Here is a 17,232-nt window from a genome sequence, read left to right on the forward strand (position 1 = left end):
TCACGGGCATCCCTCCGATGCCGGCGGCCGAAGTCACGACGCCTGCGCAAGGTCCGCTGAGGGCATCGTCAATACGACGGCGAAGCCTTCGCCCTCGATGCGTTCGAAGCGCATTTGTCCGCCGTGGGCGCGCATCACTTCCGCGACCATCGCCAATCCCAGACTCGCCCCCTCCCGTCCGCCGGAACGGGCGGCGAAAGGCGTTCGCACGCGCTGCCAGTCCGCTTCCGGTATGCCGGGGCCGTCGTCGAAAAATCGCACGCACCACTCGGCTTCATTGGCCGTCAGATCGACGTGCAGCTGGTGCGGCGCACCATACGCCAGCGCGTTGACCAGCACGTTCTTGACCGCCTCGCGCAAGCTCAACGCATCGCCGGCGACCCAGCACGGCGCCTGGGGCGCGCTCAGCGCAAAATCGATGTCCCGCGTGGCATACGAGAGCGACTCACGCATGGCCTCGCGCAACAATTCGGCGAGATCAACCGGCACGGGCGCCACACTGTCGGCGCGGTGCTGGACCATGGCATGGTTGATCAGCTGATGGATCAGTGCGCCGAGACCGCGGGCCTGCTTTTGCAGACGGGCGACATGCGACTGCCGCGTCGCGTCGTCGCCCGCTTGCGACAACAATTCGGCCTGCGCCGTCAAGGCGGTAACGGGAGTGCGCAACTGATGCGCGGCGTCGCCGATCACGCGCCGCATCAAGGCACGCGAGGTGGCCAGCCGCTGCATGAAATCGTTGATCGCGCCGACCAGCGCCAGCGTCTCCGACGGCGCCGTCACGGCCATCGGCGAAAGATCGTTGGAATCGCGGGCACGAATCGCCGCTTCGATCTGCTTGAGCGGCGCCAGCGCCTGGCGCAGCGTCCAGAGCGCCGCCAGCAGCGTCATGATGCCGGTGACCATGGTGATGAGCAGCGTGTTATCCGCGAGCGCTCGCGTGAATGCCTGGCGCGCATGCTGCGTGTGCGCCAGCGCGACAACGGCCCACGCATGCGGTCCCGGCACCGGCATGCGGCGGCCGACAATCGCGATGCGCACCGGCATTTCCTGATACACGCCATCGACGACGATCGGCCCGTCCGCCAGTTTGTCCCACGGAATCGCCGGATGGAATTCGGAATCGCCGGCCACAGAGCGTCCGTTCGGATCCATCACGGTGTAGAAGATCTGATCGCCCGTCGCGAGTGCAGAGAAGGCGGCCAGCGGCACGTCGACATTGACCTCGCCGTTCTGATACCACGTGTTCTCGGCCACTTGCAGCGCGCTGCCGACCAACCAGCGGTCATAGGCGCGATCGACCGCCGCGCGGGTCGAAAACCAGATGCCGAGCAAGACCGCTGCGGCGCTGAAGGCCAGTACCGCTCCCATGCGGACGACCAGCCGGAGATAGAGCGAACGGCCCGGAATGATCATGACAGCATGAGCTGATAGCCCAGTCCGCGTAAGGTCCGGATCTGGAAATTCGCGGCAGCGAGCTTCTTGCGCAGACGCGCGACATACTGCTCGATCGCATTGGCGTTCGGCGCCGGTTCGTCGCCGTACAGGCGGTCCATCAGTTCGTCCTTGCCGAAGATGCGGCCCGGACGCGCCGCCAGAATCTCCAGCAACGTCACCTCGCGGCGTGTCAGCTCCACCGGTTGGCCGTCGATCTCGACACCGCGGCTCTTTCGATCAAGCGTGAGATTGGCGCAAGCGAGACGGTTGGTCGCATCCTGCCCGGTGCGCCGCATCAAGGCGCGCACACGCGCTTCAAGTTCGCGAAAGTCGAACGGTTTGGTGAGGTAGTCGTCGGCGCCGAGGTCCAGGGCGCGCACGCGTTCCTCGATCTCCGCGCAGGCGGTCAGCATGAGGACGCGCGTCGACAGCCCGCGTTCGCGCACGCGCTTGAGCAATTCGAATCCGTCGACGTGGGGCAACATGACATCGAGAATCAGCAGATCGTAGTCGTCGCCGATGCGGGCGGCCGCAGCGGCGCCATCCGTTTCGCAATCGAGCGCATGGCCGAGCCGGCGCAATTGCGCCGCGATCGCTTCGGCCACGTCCACGGTGTCTTCCACCAGCATGATGCGCATGTCTCGTTCGTCTCCCGGGGCCGGCCGCCATGTCAGCTTCATTACAGCTTCGCTGCTTAGTATTGAGGCCGATTATAAGAGCATGAAACCGGAGACGCGCAATGCGAATTGACACCCCCTCGGCCGAGACGCCGGCGGCGGCCCCCGTGCGGCCGCTGTTGGAAATCGATGCTGTCACGTTGCAGTACAAGACCGACGACTATCTCGTCACCGCCGCCCAGCAGGTCAGTTTCAATGTCTATCCGGGCGACCGCTTCGTGTTGCTCGGACCGTCCGGCTGCGGCAAATCCACCTTGCTCAAGGCCATCGGCGGCTACCTGCCGCCCGTGCATGGCGAGATTCGCCTGCACGGCAAGGCCGTCATGCAACCGGGCCCTGACCGGATGATGGTATTCCAGGAGTTCGACCAGCTGCTGCCCTGGAAAACGGTGCGTCAGAATGTCGAATTCGCGTTGACCGCAAGCGGCCGCCTGAAAGGCCGCGAAGCCGCCGAGCGCGCCGCGCATTACATCGGGATGGTTGGCCTCGCGAAGTTCATCGACAGCTACCCGCACACCCTGTCAGGCGGCATGAAGCAGCGCGTATCGATCGCGCGCGGCATGGCGATGGAGCCCGACGTGCTGCTGATGGATGAACCCTTCGCGGCACTCGATGCGCTCACGCGCCGCAAGATGCAGGACGAACTGCTGCGTCTGTGGGACGACACCCGCTTTACCGTGCTGTTCGTCACCCACGGCATCGACGAAGCCATCCGCATCGGCACGCGCATCCTGCTGCTGTCGCCGCACCCGGGACAGGTCAAGGCCGAGCTGAACAGCATCGCGCCGGAACTGCTGGGCACGGCCCATCAGAGCGCGCTCGAGACGCGTATCGACCAACTCCTGTTCGCCCACTGACGAGACCACCATGAACGCCATCCAACCCGTGGTGCGGCCCGAGATCGTACTCGAACCCGCGCACGCCGAACTGTCGTCGATCCAGCGCCCGTTGTCGGCCTTCGAAACCCTTTACCGTATCAGCTGGCTGCGCAAGACAGCCATCCTGGTCGTCCTCGCGATCATCTGGGAGATCTACGGCCGCTGGCTCGACAACGCCCTGCTTTTCCCCAGTTTCAGCGAAACGGTCGGTGCCTTCGCCGGCGGCCTGACAAGCGGTGTGCTGCTGATGCGCGCCGCGATCTCGCTTAAGACGCTGCTGATCGGCTACGGCCTCGGCATCGCGCTGGCCGCGCTGTTGACCACGATCGCCATCAGCTCAAGGATCGGCAACGATCTGCTCGAGACCCTGACGGCGATGTTCAACCCCTTGCCCGCCATCGCGCTGCTGCCGCTGGCGCTGATCTGGTTCGGACTCGGCAACGGCAGTGTGATCTTCGTGCTCGTCCACTCGGTGCTGTGGGCGGTTGCGCTTAACACGCACAGCGGCTTCCGGGGCGTGTCGAAAACGCTGCGCATGGTCGGCCAGAACTATGGTCTCAAGCGCTTCGCCCTGGTACGCCACGTGCTGATTCCCGCGGCGTTCCCGAGCATTCTCACCGGTCTCAAGGTAGGCTGGGCATTTGCGTGGCGCACGCTGATCGCCGCCGAACTCGTATTCGGCGTGTCGTCCGGTTCGGGCGGCCTCGGCTGGTACATCTTCGAAAACCGCAATGCACTGGAGACGGCCAATGTCTTCGCCGGTCTGTTCTTCGTCATCATCATCGGTCTGGCCGTAGAGAACCTGCTGTTCGCGCGGATCGAGAAACGGACGCTGCACCGCTGGGGCATGCAGCATTGACGCGCCGCCGCGCACATGAATAATTCCAACTATCCGGAGACAACAACATCATGAATCGACGTCATTTCTCGCGCTGGCTGTCCACGCTGGCGCTGGCCTGCGCCACTGCCGTGTCAACCGTCGGCAACCTCGCCCACGCCGAAGCCGGCACGGTGCGCCTGTCGCACGGCTACGGCATCCTGTACCTGCCGCTGATGGTGATGCGCGACCAGCATCTGATCGAGAAGCACGCCAGGACCATGGGGCTGGGCGACGTAAAAACGACGTGGACGGTCCTCGACGGCGGCAACGTCATCAACGACGCGATGCTGGCCGGCAATCTCGATGTGGCCGGCACCGGCGCGCCGGGGTTCGTCACCCTCTGGTCAAAGGCGCACGGCATTCCGCGCTCGGAAGTGATCGGGCTGTCGGCGTTGTCGACCGGGCCGCTGTGGCTCAACACGAACAATGCGAACATCAAGTCGCTCAAGGACTTCACGCCGCGCGACAAGATTGCCATCCCGGGCATCAAGACGTCGCTGTCGGCGGTCGTGCTGCAAATGGCCGTCGCAAAGACATTCGGCGTGGAAAATTACGCGAAACTCGATCCGCAGACCGTCAGCCTGAGCCACCCGGAGGCCGTCAGCGCCCTGTTGTCCGGGAAGACGGAAATCACCGCGCACTTCACGTCGCCGCCGTTCTCGTATCAGGAAGTGAAGGATCCGAAAATCAGGCGCGTGCTCAATTCGACGGACGTCCTCGGCAACATCACGATCGACGTCCTGTTTGCGCCGAAGCAGTTCGCCGATCAGAATCCGAAGCTGGTGCAGGCCATCCTGGCGGCGCAGGATGAGGCGGCGGCGTACATCGCGAAGGACCGCGCGGGCGCCGCGAAGACCTTCCTGCGCGTGTCGAAGATCAATCTGCCGCAAGCGGAAATCGAGACGATGCTCGCCGACCCCGGCATGCAGTTCTCGACGACGCCGAACGGCCTGATGCAGTATGTCGAGTTCATGGGCCGTGCGGGCACCATCAAGACGCGGCCTGCAAAATGGAGCGATCTGTTCGTGCCGGCGATCGCCGGGCGTCAGGGCAGTTGAGCCCTTGCGCCATGGGCGGCGCAGCCAACGAAACCGCAGACGGGCATGGGGTCTCCGGGTCACATTCTGAAATCAGGATGCTACGCCATCAGAAGATTGAACTGCTACGGGGCCGTGCGGCACGGCGGTCCGCGGTCAGCCGCCGACGATGCGCGCCGGCAACGCGCCACGCAAGGCATTGCACACGACGATGTCATCGGCCGCAAGCAGATCGTCTCGGGTGATAACCGCCTCCGCGGCGTCCCACGCCGGATCTTCAAGCAGCACGGCGCGCATGACGCCCGGCAGCACGCCCGTGCTCAGCGGCGGGGTGACCCACCGCCCGTTGCGTTTGACGAACACATTGCTGCGCCCGCCTTCGGTCAATTCGCCGCGTTCATTGAAGAACAGCGTATCGAACGCGCCCTGCGCCTCGGCCGCTTGCCAGGCGGCGTCGTAGCGCGCGCGCACGGTCGTCTTGTGACGCAGGAAGAGATCATCGGCAAGCGTGGCCTGCGTGCTGTCGGCAAGCAAGACCGCGACCGAGGTCAGCGGCGCCAGTGCGCCATGCGTGAGCGCCGGCGTGCCGTCATGCGCCAGCGCAAGGCGCACGCGGTGCTGCCGTTCGTCCGGAAGCTGCGCACACAGCGCCGCCAGCGCGTCCCGCAACATGACGGGGTCGCAGCGAAAGCCGAAATACGCCGCCGACGCCGATAGCCGCTGCAAATGCCGATCGAGATGACGAATCCCCTCGCCGCGGGTGGCAGCCATCGTTTCAATCAACTGGAAGCCGGGCTCGAGCGCCGTCAGGAACTGCGCCTTTAGACGGCACTCGTCCCATTCATCTTCGGCGCGGCTGTCGAGCACGATGCCGGCGCCCACGCCGAGACGCCCCGGGCGCAAGCCATCGCCGCGTGGCGGGTCGAGCTCAAGCGTACGTATCGCCACGGACAGGCAGAAATCGCCGAGACCGGCGGCGCCGTCGCGCGGGGCGTCAAGCCAGCCGATGGCCCCGGTGTACAGATTGCGCGGCGCCGCTTCGAGCTCACCGATCAACTGCATCGTGCGATGTTTGGGTGCGCCCGTGATCGAGCCGCAGGGAAACAACGCGCGAAGCACCGCGTCGAAACCCACGCCCGGCGGCAGGTCAGCCGTTACCGTCGACGTCATCTGCAACACGCTTGCGAACCGCGTGACTTCGAACAGCGCGGGCACACGTACCGAACCGGGCGTGGCGAGGCGGCCGAGGTCGTTGCGCAGCAAATCGACGATCATCAGATTCTCCGCGCGATTCTTTTCATCGACGGCCAGCGCGCCGCTGCGTTCGGCGTCGATGACCGCATCGCCCGAGGCGGGCGCGGTGCCCTTCATCGGCTTGGCCATGAGCTTGCCGTCGTGGTGGCGCACGAAGAGTTCGGGAGACAACGACAGGATCGCGCGGCCGGGCTGCGCGGGCGCTTCGACATCGGGCAGGACAATCAGTGCGCCGAACGGCACCGGTTGCCGTGCGCGCAAACGGCGATAGAGCGCGACTGGCGAGCCGAACGCGTCGAAATGCAGCCGGTAGGTGTAATTGATCTGGTAGCACTCGCCGTCGGCAAGCCAGCCGTGGATGCGCGAAATCGCCTCGGCGAAGGCGTCTTGCGTGATGTCCGCGCGCAGATGCGCGGTGCCGGCAACGCCCGGCACCGCGTCCGAGTCCTCGCTCGCGCCGTCCTGCGCGGCGAGCCACGCCTGCGTGCCGGCAGCATCGAGCCGGATCATGCGCGCAAACAACAACCCGCGCAAAGCGCCCGGCGCAGCTTCCGTATGGACGGTCGCCACGCCGGACAGACGCACGCCAAACTCATAATCGGCCAGCAACACGGCATGGAGCCCGTTGCGCGTTGCCACTTCGATCTCTTGCAACGACGCCGCCAACGACGCGGGCCCGGCGCAAGTCACCTCACGCACGAGCCCGGTGTACAGCCGCGCGCCGTGGGCCGGATCGGCGCTGTCGTCGAGCAGCGCAAACGCGGCCATCGGCACAGCGTGGTTCATGGCATTACTCGAAGAATTGCTTCACGCGATCGAACCAGCCCTTGCTCTGCGGGCTGTGACGGGCGCCGCCTTCCTTGAGCGAGGTGTCGAAGTTGCGCAAGATTTCCTTTTGCTTCTCGTCGAGCTTGATGGGCGTCTCGACCTGCACGTGAACGTACAGATCGCCCGGATAACTCGCGCGCACGCCCTTGATGCCCTTGCCGCGCAGCCGGAATGTCTTGCCGGTCTGCGTACCTTCGGGCACGGGGAATGTCGCCTTGCCATGCAGTGTTGGCACGTCAATATCGCCGCCCAGTGCCGCAGTGGCGAACGAAATCGGCATCTGGCAATGCAGGTCGTCGCCGTCACGCTCGAACACGCTGTGCTGCTTGATGTGAATCTCGACGTACAGATCTCCCGGCGGACCGCCATTCACGCCCGGTTCGCCATTGCCGGCCGAGCGAATGCGCATGCCGTCCTCGATGCCTGACGGAATCTTGACTTCGAGCGTCTTGGTCTTCTTGATCTTCCCCGCGCCGTGACAATTGGTGCACGGATCCGGGATGTAGCTGCCCGTGCCGTGGCACTTCGGACACGTCTGCTGGATGCTGAAGAAACCCTGCGACATGCGCACCGAACCGGAGCCGCCGCAGGTCGGGCAGGTTTCCGGCTTCGTGCCGGGCTTTGCGCCCAAGCCTTCGCAGACATCGCAGCTTTCCCAGCTCGGCACGCGGATTTGCGTGTCGAAACCGTTGGCGGCCTGCTCCAGCGTAATTTCCATGTTGTAGCGCAGGTCCGCACCGCGGTATACCTGCGGGCCGCCACGGCCGCCGCGTCCGCCGCCAGGGCCGCCGGCACCGAAGATATCGCCGAAGATGTCCCCGAAAGCATCGGCGAACCCGCCACCGAAGCCGCCCTGCGCACCACCGAAGCCCCCCATGTTCGGGTCGACGCCGGCGTGGCCGTACTGGTCGTACGCGGCACGCTTCTGGGTGTCGCTGAGCATCTCGTAGGCCTCTTTGACCTCCTTGAACTTCGCTTCGGAATCCTTGCTGTCAGGATTGCGATCGGGGTGATACTTCATCGCGAGCTTGCGATAAGCCTTCTTCAGCTCATCGTCGCTGGCGTTTTTGGCGACCCCGAGGATCTCGTAATAATCGCGTTTGGACATAAGTCTTTCCACTGGTGCGTGATGCTCGCCATCAGGCAAAAAGCCGGGACGAGTTCAACCTGTCTGGTTGCCCCTGTCCCGGCCCGCACGCGCGGCGCTCGAACACGCCGCGCGCGGCATGCACGCTTACTTCTTCTCGTTGACTTCCTTGAAGTCGGCGTCGACGACATTGTCGTCGTGCTTGGCTTCACCGCCCGCTGCACCGGCTGCGCCAGCCTGTGCCTGCATGTCGGCGTACATCTTTTCGCCGAGCTTCTGGCTGGTGGTCGCCAGCGCCTGAACCTTGGCATCGATGTCAGCCTTGTCCGAGCCGCGCAGGGCATCTTCCAATTCCTTGATCGACGCTTCGATGGCTTCCTTCTCGGCCGCTTCGATCTTGTCGCCGTACTCGGTCAGCGCCTTGCGGGTGCTGTGCACGAGCGCGTCGCCCTGGTTGCGGGCATCGGCCAGCTCGCGCGCCTTCTTGTCTTCCTCGGCGTTGAGCTCGGCATCTTTCACCATTTGCTGGATCTCGGCTTCCGACAGACCCGAGTTCGCCTTGATGGTGATCTTGTTTTCCTTGCCCGTGGCCTTGTCCTTCGCGCCGACGTGCAGAATGCCGTTGGCGTCGATATCGAAGGTCACTTCGATCTGCGGCGTGCCGCGTGCTGCCGGCGGAATGCCCTCGAGGTTGAACTCGCCCAGCAGCTTGTTGCCCGAGGCCATTTCGCGTTCGCCCTGGAACACCTTGATGGTCACGGCCGGCTGGTTGTCGTCCGCCGTCGAAAACGTTTGCGCGTGCTTCGTCGGGATCGTGGTGTTCTTCTGGATCATCTTGGTCATGACACCGCCCAGCGTCTCGATACCGAGCGACAGCGGAGTCACGTCCAGCAGCAGCACGTCCTTGCGGTCGCCCGACAGGACCGAACCCTGAATGGCGGCGCCGGCGGCCACCGCTTCGTCCGGATTCACGTCCTTGCGCGGTTCCTTGCCGAAGAACTCCTTGACCTTCTCCTGCACCTTGGGCATACGCGTCATGCCGCCGACCAGAATCACGTCGTGGATGTCGCTGACCTTCACGCCGGCGTCCTTGATTGCCAGGCGGCAAGGTTCGATCGTGCGTTCGATCAGGTCTTCAACGAGCGCTTCAAGCTTGGCGCGCGTGATCTTCAGGTTCAAGTGCTTCGGACCCGAGGCGTCGGCCGTGATGTACGGCAGGTTGATTTCCGTCTGCTGGCTCGACGACAGTTCGATCTTCGCCTTTTCAGCGGCTTCCTTCAGGCGTTGCAGCGCCAGGACATCCTTCGACAGATCGACGCCTTGTTCCTTCTTGAACTCGGCGATGATGTAGTCGATGATGCGCTGGTCGAAGTCTTCACCGCCCAGGAACGTGTCGCCGTTGGTCGAGAGCACTTCGAACTGGTGTTCGCCGTCGACGTCCGCGATCTCGATGATCGAGATGTCGAACGTGCCGCCGCCGAGGTCATACACGGCGATCTTGCGGTCGCCGCCTTCCTTCTTGTCGAGGCCGAAGGCCAGGGCCGCGGCCGTCGGCTCGTTGATGATGCGCTTGACTTCGAGACCTGCGATGCGGCCGGCGTCTTTCGTCGCCTGGCGCTGGCTATCGTTGAAGTACGCCGGCACCGTGATCACGGCTTCCGTGACCGGCTCGCCGAGGTAGTCCTCGGCCGTTTTCTTCATCTTGCGCAGGACATCGGCGGAAATTTGCGGCGGGGCAAACTTGTTGTCGCGCACTTCGACCCAGGCGTCGCCATTGTCGGCCTTGACGATCTTGTACGGCATCAGGCCGATGTCCTTCTGGACTTCCTTCTCTTCGAAGCGGCGGCCGATCAGGCGCTTGACGGCGTACAGCGTATTGCGCGGATTCGTGACCGCCTGGCGCTTGGCCGGGGCGCCGACGAGCACCTCGCCGTCTTCCATGTAAGCGATGATCGACGGCGTGGTGCGCGCGCCTTCCGCATTTTCGATGATCTTGACCTGATTGCCTTCCATGATGGCCACGCACGAGTTCGTGGTGCCCAGGTCAATACCGATGATTTTGCCCATTTTCAATTCTCTCCTAGCGTCTTTTCGAGGGGCTTGCGTGAGGGTTCGCCCCGTTCAATTCCAATCTGTACGAAATATGGGTGCCGCGAAGGGCATTTCAAGACCCTACGTCGTGTCCGGTTATGCCTTTTTTGCGGAAAATGCGGCAATTTTCTCGCGTGCGGCGGCCACCGCCATGCCAAACTGCGGCACCCCCTGCCAACCGGTGGCGCGGCCCAGCTTCCTGCCTGCGTGGAAAAAGAAGAACGACGGCACGCCGTGGAGCGCAAACCGGGTGCCCAGCGCACGCTCCTGGTACACGTTCGCGTGGTACCAGCGCAGATTCAGGGCCTCGATGGCCTCGCGCTGGAGGAGCATCGTTTTCTTCGCAACCTCGCAGTTGAAACAGTCGACACCCCAGAAGAACACGACAGCCAGCGCGTCGCCCGCCCGCGCCAGTTCGGCGTCGAAGGTCCCGGCGGTCAATTCGCGCATGCCGAACGCCGTGAACGCCGTCGCGTCGACGCCGCCCGGGGCGTGCGCCCCGCCGGCAGCGGACGATTCGAGCGGATCCGTCGTATCGGACATTTCGGCGGGCATGGGTCCGGTTCCGGGCGAGGCGCGCCCTTACTTGGCGGCGGCCACGGTGACGAGCGCCGGGCGCAGCACACGGTCGGCGATCAGGTAGCCCTTCTGCAGCACGGCCACGACCGTATTCGGTTCCTGGTCGGCCGGCACCATCGAAATCGCCTGGTGCTGATGCGGATCGAATTTCTGGCCGACCGGATTGATCACCGTGATCTTGCCCTTCTCGAACGCTTGCGTGAGCTGGCGCAACGTCAGCTCGACGCCTTCGCGCGTCTTGGCGACGTCGCCCGAGGTGTCGGCCAGCGCGGCTTCCAGGCTGTCGACGACCGGCAGGAGATATTCGGCAAAGCTTTCGACGGCAAATTTGTGTGCCTTGGCGACGTCTTCCTGCGCGCGGCGGCGGATGTTCTCGCCCTCTGCACGGGCGCGCAGCAGTTGATCGTGTTTCTCGCGGGCTTCGGCCTGCGCGGCGGCCAGCTGCGCCTCGACCGAGGGCAACCCTTCCGACCCGGCGGATGCCGCGGCATCGGCGTTCGGCGTAGTCTCGGCTTGTGCCGGGATCGGCTGGACGGGAGTATTTTGCTGATCAGTCATCATGTCTGTGTCGTCGGTAAAATTCGCGCCACGCACCAGAGCGATGCATGACAGGTTCCAATTCCCTTCAGAGTGTGGGGATGCTCTCGCCGGTTTCAAGGGCTGCCGCGAGCCGGGTCGGTTGAGCTTCCGGCGGGCGCCACATCCGGTTACACGCGTTACGAAGCCTCTATTGTATCGGTACGCGGCGCGAACTAAGATGAATTACGGTCCGCGTCGTGCCGGCGCGGGCTGAGGGGCCTTGGCTGGGCTTTGCTTCGCGAAAGGAGCGCATCATGAAGCTGCCGTTGGCTGTTGTGTTCGTCCTGGCGCTGGTAACGGCGGGCACCGTCATGATTTGCCTGTCGGGCGCGGTAACGCGCCGCGATACCGAGTACGGCGGCGTCCGTGCGGTATTTCATCAGTATCTGGGCATGCCTCACGACATGCGCCAGGGCGCGCCGTTCGTCCCGATCGGCCTGCGCTGAGTGTCCGCGCTCGGCGTTTCATCCCGATCACGCGTTTTTTCCGGAATTGTCGCCTGCTGACTGCGACATACGTTTCCCATCCGGTGCATTGCCTTCGATCGACCCACCGCGCCCCCACCCGGCGCGGTGCTGAACTCTCAGCTTTTCAGACGTTTCACTCCCCGCCCAGATTGCCTAACCTGCGCCGGTCGCGCTTGGTCGGCCGACCGTGCATTTGCGCCGCCGGTTCCTGAAACAGGTGCCGCCGCTCATTTTCCTCCGCGCGCCGCAGCCGGCTTCCCTCGGTTTCCTCGTACAGCGTTTGAGCGAGCGTCGCGGGGCCGCGCACATCCGCGATCGCCTTGACACGCACTTCCCAGCGTGTGCTCCCGTTGTCGACGGACAGCAGATCGCCGGCATGCACGTCGCGCGCCGGCTTCACCCGCGCCTCGTTGCACAGCACGCGCCCGCGGTCGACTGCCTCGGTGGCGAGCGAGCGCGTCTTGAAGAAGCGTGCGGCCCATAGCCACTTGTCGATCCGGGTGGCAGCGCCCGGCGAATCGTCGAACTTGACTGTCATGCCCGCACTCCCTGGCGCGCGGCGGCCGATGCCTCCGCGCGGGCACGCGTGGCTTCAGCCTCTGCCTCGGGCAGGATCGGCCAGCCTTGCAGATGACGCGCCGCAATCTCGCCGAGCGCCGTGATCCAGGCGGGCGATGCGTTCAGGCACGGAATGAAGTGGAACGCGCGGCCGCCGGCCGCCGCATACGCGTGGCGCCCCTCCATATTGATTTCCTCGAGCGTCTCAAGACAATCGGATGTGAAACCGGGGCAGAACACATCGACGCGCGACGTCCCGGCGCGGCCGAGCTCCTCGAGCGTTGGTGCCGTGTACGGCTGCAGCCATTCCGCCTTGCCGAAGCGCGACTGGAAGGTGAGGCGGCACGCCGTCTCGGACAACTGTAGCGCTTCCGCGAGCAGTTTGCCGGTTTTCAGGCATTGATCGTGATACGGATCGCCCAGATCGAGCGTGCGGCGCGGCACCCCGTGAAAACTGAGCAGGAGACGTTCGCCCGCCGCAAAATCGGGACGGCCGTGCTGCTGCCAATAGGCCTCGACCTGTTGGCGAAGGGCGTCGATATAGGACGGATGGTCGTGATACTGACGCACCGTGCGGACATCCGGCTGATTGCGCAGGTGGCGCAGCACGCGGAAGACTTCGTCGGCGGCGGCCGCCGTGGTGCTGCTCGAATACTGCGGATACAGCGGCAGCACGAGGATCCGTTCCACGCCGGCCTGCCGCAATTGACGCATCTTGTCGCTGATTGACGGATTACCGTAGCGCATCGCGTAATCGACGATCACGTCGTAGTCGTTCGCGAGCAGCAATTGGCGCAGCGCGGCGGTTTGATGTTCGGTATGGACCTTGAGCGGTGAGCCTTCGCGCATCCAGACCTTGGCGTATTTCTGCGCCGACTGGCGGCCTCGCAATGGCAGGATCACGAGGCGCAGCAGCGGTTGCCAGAGCGCTGCCGGGATTTCCACGACACGCGGGTCGGACAGGAATTCCCGGAGGTAGCGGCGCACGGCGGCCGGACGCGGCTCGTCCGGCGTGCCGAGATTAATCAGCAGCACCGCCGTCTTGCCGGTCTGGCCGTAGGAGGCGATAGGTTCTTGGTCGAAGCGCATGGGACGTACTTTACCGCAATCCCCGCGCTTCGCCGTCACGATCGCGTCTCGCGCGCTGCGCGCCCGTCGGCGGACAGATGCGCGCGAGCCGCGTCCGGTCCATGCAACTGGCCATGCGGCAGGGCGTCCTGCCGCGGCGCCTCATTCGGCTGCGGATGGGGGCGCTCCTGCGGTTGCTGACGAGGCGCCGGCTGCGGCCGTTCCATTTGCGGCTGCGGGCGCTCCATTTGCGGCTGCGGTTGCGGACGTGGCGGCTGCGGGCGCTCCATTTGCGGCTGTGGTTGCGGACGTGGCTGCTGCGGGCGCTCCATTTGCGGCTGCGGCTGCGGACGTGGTGGCTGCGGGCGCTCCATTTGCGGCTGCGGTTGCGGACGTGGCGGCTGCGGGCGCTCCATTTGCGGCTGCGGCTGCGGACGCTCGACCTGAGGCTGCGGACGCGGTGCCTGCGGACGCTCCATCTGCGGCGGCGGCATTTGCGGACGCTCGAACTGAGGCTGCGGACGCGGTGCCTGCGGACGCTCCATCTGCGGCGGTGGCGTTTGTGGACGCTCCACCTGCGATGGCACGCGCGTCGGACGGGGCACGTCGTTCGGATTCACGGGCGCCTGCCCCCCTTGCGGACGGCTTTCGAAGCGCTGCGGTGCACGGCCGTCGCCGGGGCCAGGCCCCGGACGGCCAACGTCTTGCGGCATTTGGCTCGCGGGCGGATGCGGCACGCCCGATTCGCGCACACCGGGTGACCCCGGCACACGCGGCGTTCCCGGCACGCCCGGTTCACGCGGCGTGCCCGGCGTCGCGGGAACGCCTTGGGGTCCGGCGCCACGCGGCGCCCCACCGGTGCCGACCACGGTCACTTGGGGCGCCAAGCGTCCTTGCGGCGCGTTGCCGCCATTGCGGGCCGGTCCGCGTCCCGGCGCTTGATCGAAGCGCAGCGGCTGCCCGCCCGCGCCCTGTACCGGGCGCAGACCGGACGTGAGTTCACGGGACGGCCCTTGCGGCCCCTGCGGTGCGCGCGTGGCGAGCACCGGCCGTTCGAACGCTTCGCGCGGCGGCACCACTTGCGCGGGGCGAGCCGCGCCGATCAGGCTCTGGCGTACTGGCGCCACGCCCGGCGAATTGCCCACGTGCCACGCCGGTTGACCTTGGCGCGGGTTGGCGAGTTCACTCCGAACCTCCCTCACGGGCCGCCCTTGCACGAACGCGCCCGCCGGCACGGCCGTGACCGCGTTGCGCACGCTCCGGTTCACGAAGACATTGTTCTGAATATTGTTCTGGACATTGATGTTCGTCGTGCTGATCACTGTCGACCGGTTGATCTGCGTGATGTACGCCGAACTGGTGTGGTACGCGGGGCGATACGGATCATGCGGTCCCAGCGGGAACCAGGCCACGCCGGCGCCCCCGGCTGCGAGCGCCACGCTCCAGCCGTTATTGCCGCTGCTGCCGCCGACCCAGCCGACCAATGCCGGCGCGTACACCGGGCGCACGGCGACCGGACCCGGCACCCAGCACCAGCGCGCGTTGAGGTAGGCCCAACGGCCATAGTGATACGGCGCAAACCCCCACGGCGCCTCGTCGACCCATGTCCAGCCCCATGGCGCAATCCACGCCCAGTGTCCGGTACGGTATGGCGCCCAGTCGTCCGGAGTCTCGCTCGGCACCCATACCGTGCCATAGCTCGCCGTATCCTCCCAGGTACCGTAATCGTCGAGGCTTTCGAAGCCGGTCATGTCACGCGGCACATACCGGGCGGACACTGACGCGTCTTCCCTGGCGTCGCGCGCACGGCCCCAGTCATCGAACGCATCGACCTCGATCGGCCCTGTCAGCGGTTGCTGGAGCAGATTCGTTCCGGCTAGCCGCAAGCGCTGTCCCTGCGCGATAGGCAGCGACGTCCCCTCCCCGTAGATCGTGCCGTAGCCCTGCCAGACCGTGACGGTGGTCACGCCGGCCGGATCGACGTCGAGCCGATACACGCCCGCCTGTTGGGGGACGAACGCCAGATTGGGCGTATCGATCTCGTAGGGCTGGTTCGGGTCGACGCGTCGCAGGCGCAGCGAGAGCGTACCTTGCGTTACGTTCAGTTGCACATTCTGATCGGTGACAGCCAGCAGGCGCGCACTCGTTTCCGGTCCGAGCCGGACGGCGGTGCCGCCGATGTGCATTTCCGCGCGCGAGCCGCGGTCGACCCACACCGCATCGCCGCTCGTGAGCGGGCGATTCCGGTGAGCGTAAACCCAGTTGTCGGTACCCGCCGGCGCGTAGGTCACCGTGCCGTTAAAGTCGTTGAGGCGGGCTACGCGACCGGGCGGATCGCTTTGCGCGCGGGCCAGCGAGGCTGCGCCGGCGGTGATGCATGTCAATGCGACGAGCACCACGATATGCCAGGGAACACGGACTTTCATGGAATCTCCGCTGCGGCCGGGTACAGCCACCGATGAATCAAAACGTCGAGTGACGTTGATGCCTTAACGGTAGCCGTCTATAGCGAAAGCTGCTGCAAGCGAATGTTGGCACTTTGTAACCAGCCATTACACGATGGCAAGCCGGGCAAATTGAGCCGGTGTTGAAGATCCGTTGGCGGCCCCGGGAGCGGGCGAGCACGACCGCGACGAAAGCCGCGAGGGGGTAGTAAAAAGATCAGTGCTGACTAAGCGCGTTCGAAAGCAGCTTCGCGGTGATATCCACGATCGGAATCACGCGTTCGTAGGCCATGCGCGTCGGGCCGATGACACCGAGCGTGCCGACGACACGTCCGTCGACCTCATACGGTGCCGTGACGACCGTCATTTCCTCGATCGGCACGAGATTCGACTCCCCGCCGATGAAGATCTGCACGCCTTCCGCGCGGCTCGAGACATCGAGCAACTGCAGCAGACCGGTTTTGGACTCGAATACATCGAACAGCTTGCGCAGCCGGTCCATGTTCGACGACAGATCTTCCACGCCGAGCAGATTGCGTTCCCCTGAAATCAGGACGCTTTCCTTGTTGTCGGCCATCACATCGCTGCCGGCTTCCACGGCCGCCTGCATCAGCCCGCTCATGTCGCTGCGCAGCGAATCGAGCTCACCGCGCAGATGATTGCGGATTTCGTCAAAACTTTGCCCGCCGAAATGCGCGTTCAGATAATTGCCGGCCTCGACCAGTTGCGACGGTGAATAATCGCGATTCGAGACAATGATGCGGTTCTGCACGTCGCCTTCGGGCGTGACGATGATCAGCAGCACCCGCTTTTCCGACAGACGCAGAAACTCCAGTTGACGAAACACCTGGCTGCGGCGCGGCGTCAGGATCACCCCGGCGAACTGCGACAGATTCGACAGCACCTGCGCGGCCGACGCCACCAGTTGCTGCGGCCCGGCCGGCTGCAGGCGTGTCTGGACCTGCGTCGCCAATTGGTGCACCGCTTCTTCCAGCGGGTGTACGGCGAGCATCGTGTCGACGAACAACCGGTACGCGCGCGGCGTCGGCACCCGGCCGGCCGACGTGTGCGGACTTGCCACGAAGCCCAGCGCTTCGAGGTCGGACATCACGTTGCGAATGGTCGCCGGACTCAGGTCGAGCCCCGAGAAACGGGAAAGCGTGCGCGAGCCGACCGGCTGGCCATCAACGATGTACCGTTCGATCAGTGTCTTGAGGAGCGTTTGCGCACGGGGATCTAGCATGGAAAAATTGTAACGCGAAATGGCCGGGCGCGGGTCGGCAACCGCCGTCGGCCCGCGACGCCCCATTTTTGCGCACGCCGCGCGCCATTCCGGGCCACATATGGCGGGAAACCGCAATTTCAGCC

At 65.0% G+C, this 17,232-nt stretch carries 15 protein-coding genes; 4 read left to right on the forward strand and 11 right to left on the reverse strand.

All coding sequences use genetic code 11. From position 1 onward, the window contains the following. Window positions 1-33 precede the first annotated feature (33 nt). Together PTE30175_RS25140 and PTE30175_RS25145 are read right to left on the reverse strand one after the other, a co-directional pair. Complete coding sequence (locus tag PTE30175_RS25140) at window positions 34-1,416, reverse strand: sensor histidine kinase (protein WP_150699802.1); 1,383 nt, start codon at window positions 1,414-1,416, stop codon at window positions 34-36. Further along, complete coding sequence (locus tag PTE30175_RS25145) at window positions 1,413-2,075, reverse strand: response regulator transcription factor (protein WP_150699833.1); 663 nt, start codon at window positions 2,073-2,075, stop codon at window positions 1,413-1,415. The genes PTE30175_RS25140 and PTE30175_RS25145 overlap by 4 nt, the downstream gene beginning before the upstream one ends. A 101-nt stretch (window positions 2,076-2,176) precedes the next feature. Here PTE30175_RS25145 and PTE30175_RS25150 point away from each other — a divergent pair, with 101 nt between their 5' ends. From PTE30175_RS25150 to PTE30175_RS25160, 3 genes are read left to right on the forward strand one after another with little or no spacing between them, the layout of a single operon-like run. Further along, on the forward strand, window positions 2,177-2,971 hold the full coding sequence (locus PTE30175_RS25150; protein ID WP_150699803.1) for an ABC transporter ATP-binding protein: 795 nt from the start codon (window positions 2,177-2,179) through the stop codon (window positions 2,969-2,971). Between the two features lie 10 nt (window positions 2,972-2,981). Next, window positions 2,982-3,851: an ABC transporter permease gene (locus PTE30175_RS25155; protein WP_150699804.1), complete on the forward strand. Its 870-nt coding sequence runs from the start codon at window positions 2,982-2,984 to the stop codon at window positions 3,849-3,851. 50 nt (window positions 3,852-3,901) lie between these two features. Further along, the gene (locus tag PTE30175_RS25160; RefSeq protein WP_150699805.1) at window positions 3,902-4,930 is read left to right on the forward strand and encodes an ABC transporter substrate-binding protein; all 1,029 of its coding nucleotides are present in this window, start codon (window positions 3,902-3,904) and stop codon (window positions 4,928-4,930) included. Window positions 4,931-5,065: 135 nt separating this feature from the next. On the opposite strand, the gene PTE30175_RS25165 is transcribed toward PTE30175_RS25160, so the two are convergent. From PTE30175_RS25165 to grpE, 5 genes are all read right to left on the reverse strand, one after another. After that, window positions 5,066-6,949 carry a chorismate-binding protein gene (locus tag PTE30175_RS25165; protein WP_224788968.1) on the reverse strand — a complete coding sequence of 628 codons (1,884 nt, stop codon included), beginning with the start codon at window positions 6,947-6,949 and terminating at the stop codon, window positions 5,066-5,068. Window positions 6,950-6,953: 4 nt separating this feature from the next. Then, window positions 6,954-8,099: a molecular chaperone DnaJ gene (gene dnaJ, locus PTE30175_RS25170; protein WP_150699806.1), complete on the reverse strand. Its 1,146-nt coding sequence runs from the start codon at window positions 8,097-8,099 to the stop codon at window positions 6,954-6,956. 126 nt (window positions 8,100-8,225) lie between these two features. Then, complete coding sequence (dnaK, locus tag PTE30175_RS25175) at window positions 8,226-10,145, reverse strand: molecular chaperone DnaK (protein ID WP_150699807.1); 1,920 nt, start codon at window positions 10,143-10,145, stop codon at window positions 8,226-8,228. Window positions 10,146-10,265: 120 nt separating this feature from the next. Continuing rightward, window positions 10,266-10,619: a thioredoxin family protein gene (locus tag PTE30175_RS25180; protein ID WP_191629211.1), complete on the reverse strand. Its 354-nt coding sequence runs from the start codon at window positions 10,617-10,619 to the stop codon at window positions 10,266-10,268. 132 nt (window positions 10,620-10,751) lie between these two features. Then, window positions 10,752-11,309 (reverse strand): nucleotide exchange factor GrpE, encoded by a 558-nt coding sequence (grpE, locus tag PTE30175_RS25185; protein WP_338044477.1) that lies wholly within the window; start codon window positions 11,307-11,309, stop codon window positions 10,752-10,754. A 272-nt stretch (window positions 11,310-11,581) separates the two neighbouring features. On the opposite strand from grpE, the gene PTE30175_RS25190 reads away from it, so the two are divergent. Then, the gene (locus tag PTE30175_RS25190; protein ID WP_150699808.1) at window positions 11,582-11,773 is read left to right on the forward strand and encodes a hypothetical protein; all 192 of its coding nucleotides are present in this window, start codon (window positions 11,582-11,584) and stop codon (window positions 11,771-11,773) included. Window positions 11,774-11,927: 154 nt separating this feature from the next. On the opposite strand, the gene PTE30175_RS25195 is transcribed toward PTE30175_RS25190, so the two are convergent. The 4 genes from PTE30175_RS25195 to hrcA all read right to left on the reverse strand — a co-directional run bounded on the left by PTE30175_RS25195 (window position 11,928) and on the right by hrcA (window position 17,107). After that, window positions 11,928-12,332 carry an RNA-binding S4 domain-containing protein gene (locus tag PTE30175_RS25195; protein WP_150699809.1) on the reverse strand — a complete coding sequence of 135 codons (405 nt, stop codon included), beginning with the start codon at window positions 12,330-12,332 and terminating at the stop codon, window positions 11,928-11,930. Next, window positions 12,329-13,441 (reverse strand): ferrochelatase, encoded by a 1,113-nt coding sequence (gene hemH / locus PTE30175_RS25200; RefSeq protein WP_150699810.1) that lies wholly within the window; start codon window positions 13,439-13,441, stop codon window positions 12,329-12,331. Before hemH ends, PTE30175_RS25195 begins: the two co-directional genes overlap by 4 nt. A gap of 35 nt (window positions 13,442-13,476) precedes the next feature. Then, window positions 13,477-15,846 carry a DUF6600 domain-containing protein gene (locus PTE30175_RS25205; RefSeq protein ID WP_150699811.1) on the reverse strand — a complete coding sequence of 790 codons (2,370 nt, stop codon included), beginning with the start codon at window positions 15,844-15,846 and terminating at the stop codon, window positions 13,477-13,479. Between the two features lie 235 nt (window positions 15,847-16,081). Continuing rightward, on the reverse strand, window positions 16,082-17,107 hold the full coding sequence (gene hrcA, locus PTE30175_RS25210; RefSeq protein WP_150699812.1) for a heat-inducible transcriptional repressor HrcA: 1,026 nt from the start codon (window positions 17,105-17,107) through the stop codon (window positions 16,082-16,084). Window positions 17,108-17,232: the final 125 nt, after the last annotated feature.

This window comes from Pandoraea terrae (assembly GCF_902459695.1).
GTDB classification, from domain to species: domain Bacteria; phylum Pseudomonadota; class Gammaproteobacteria; order Burkholderiales; family Burkholderiaceae; genus Pandoraea; species Pandoraea terrae.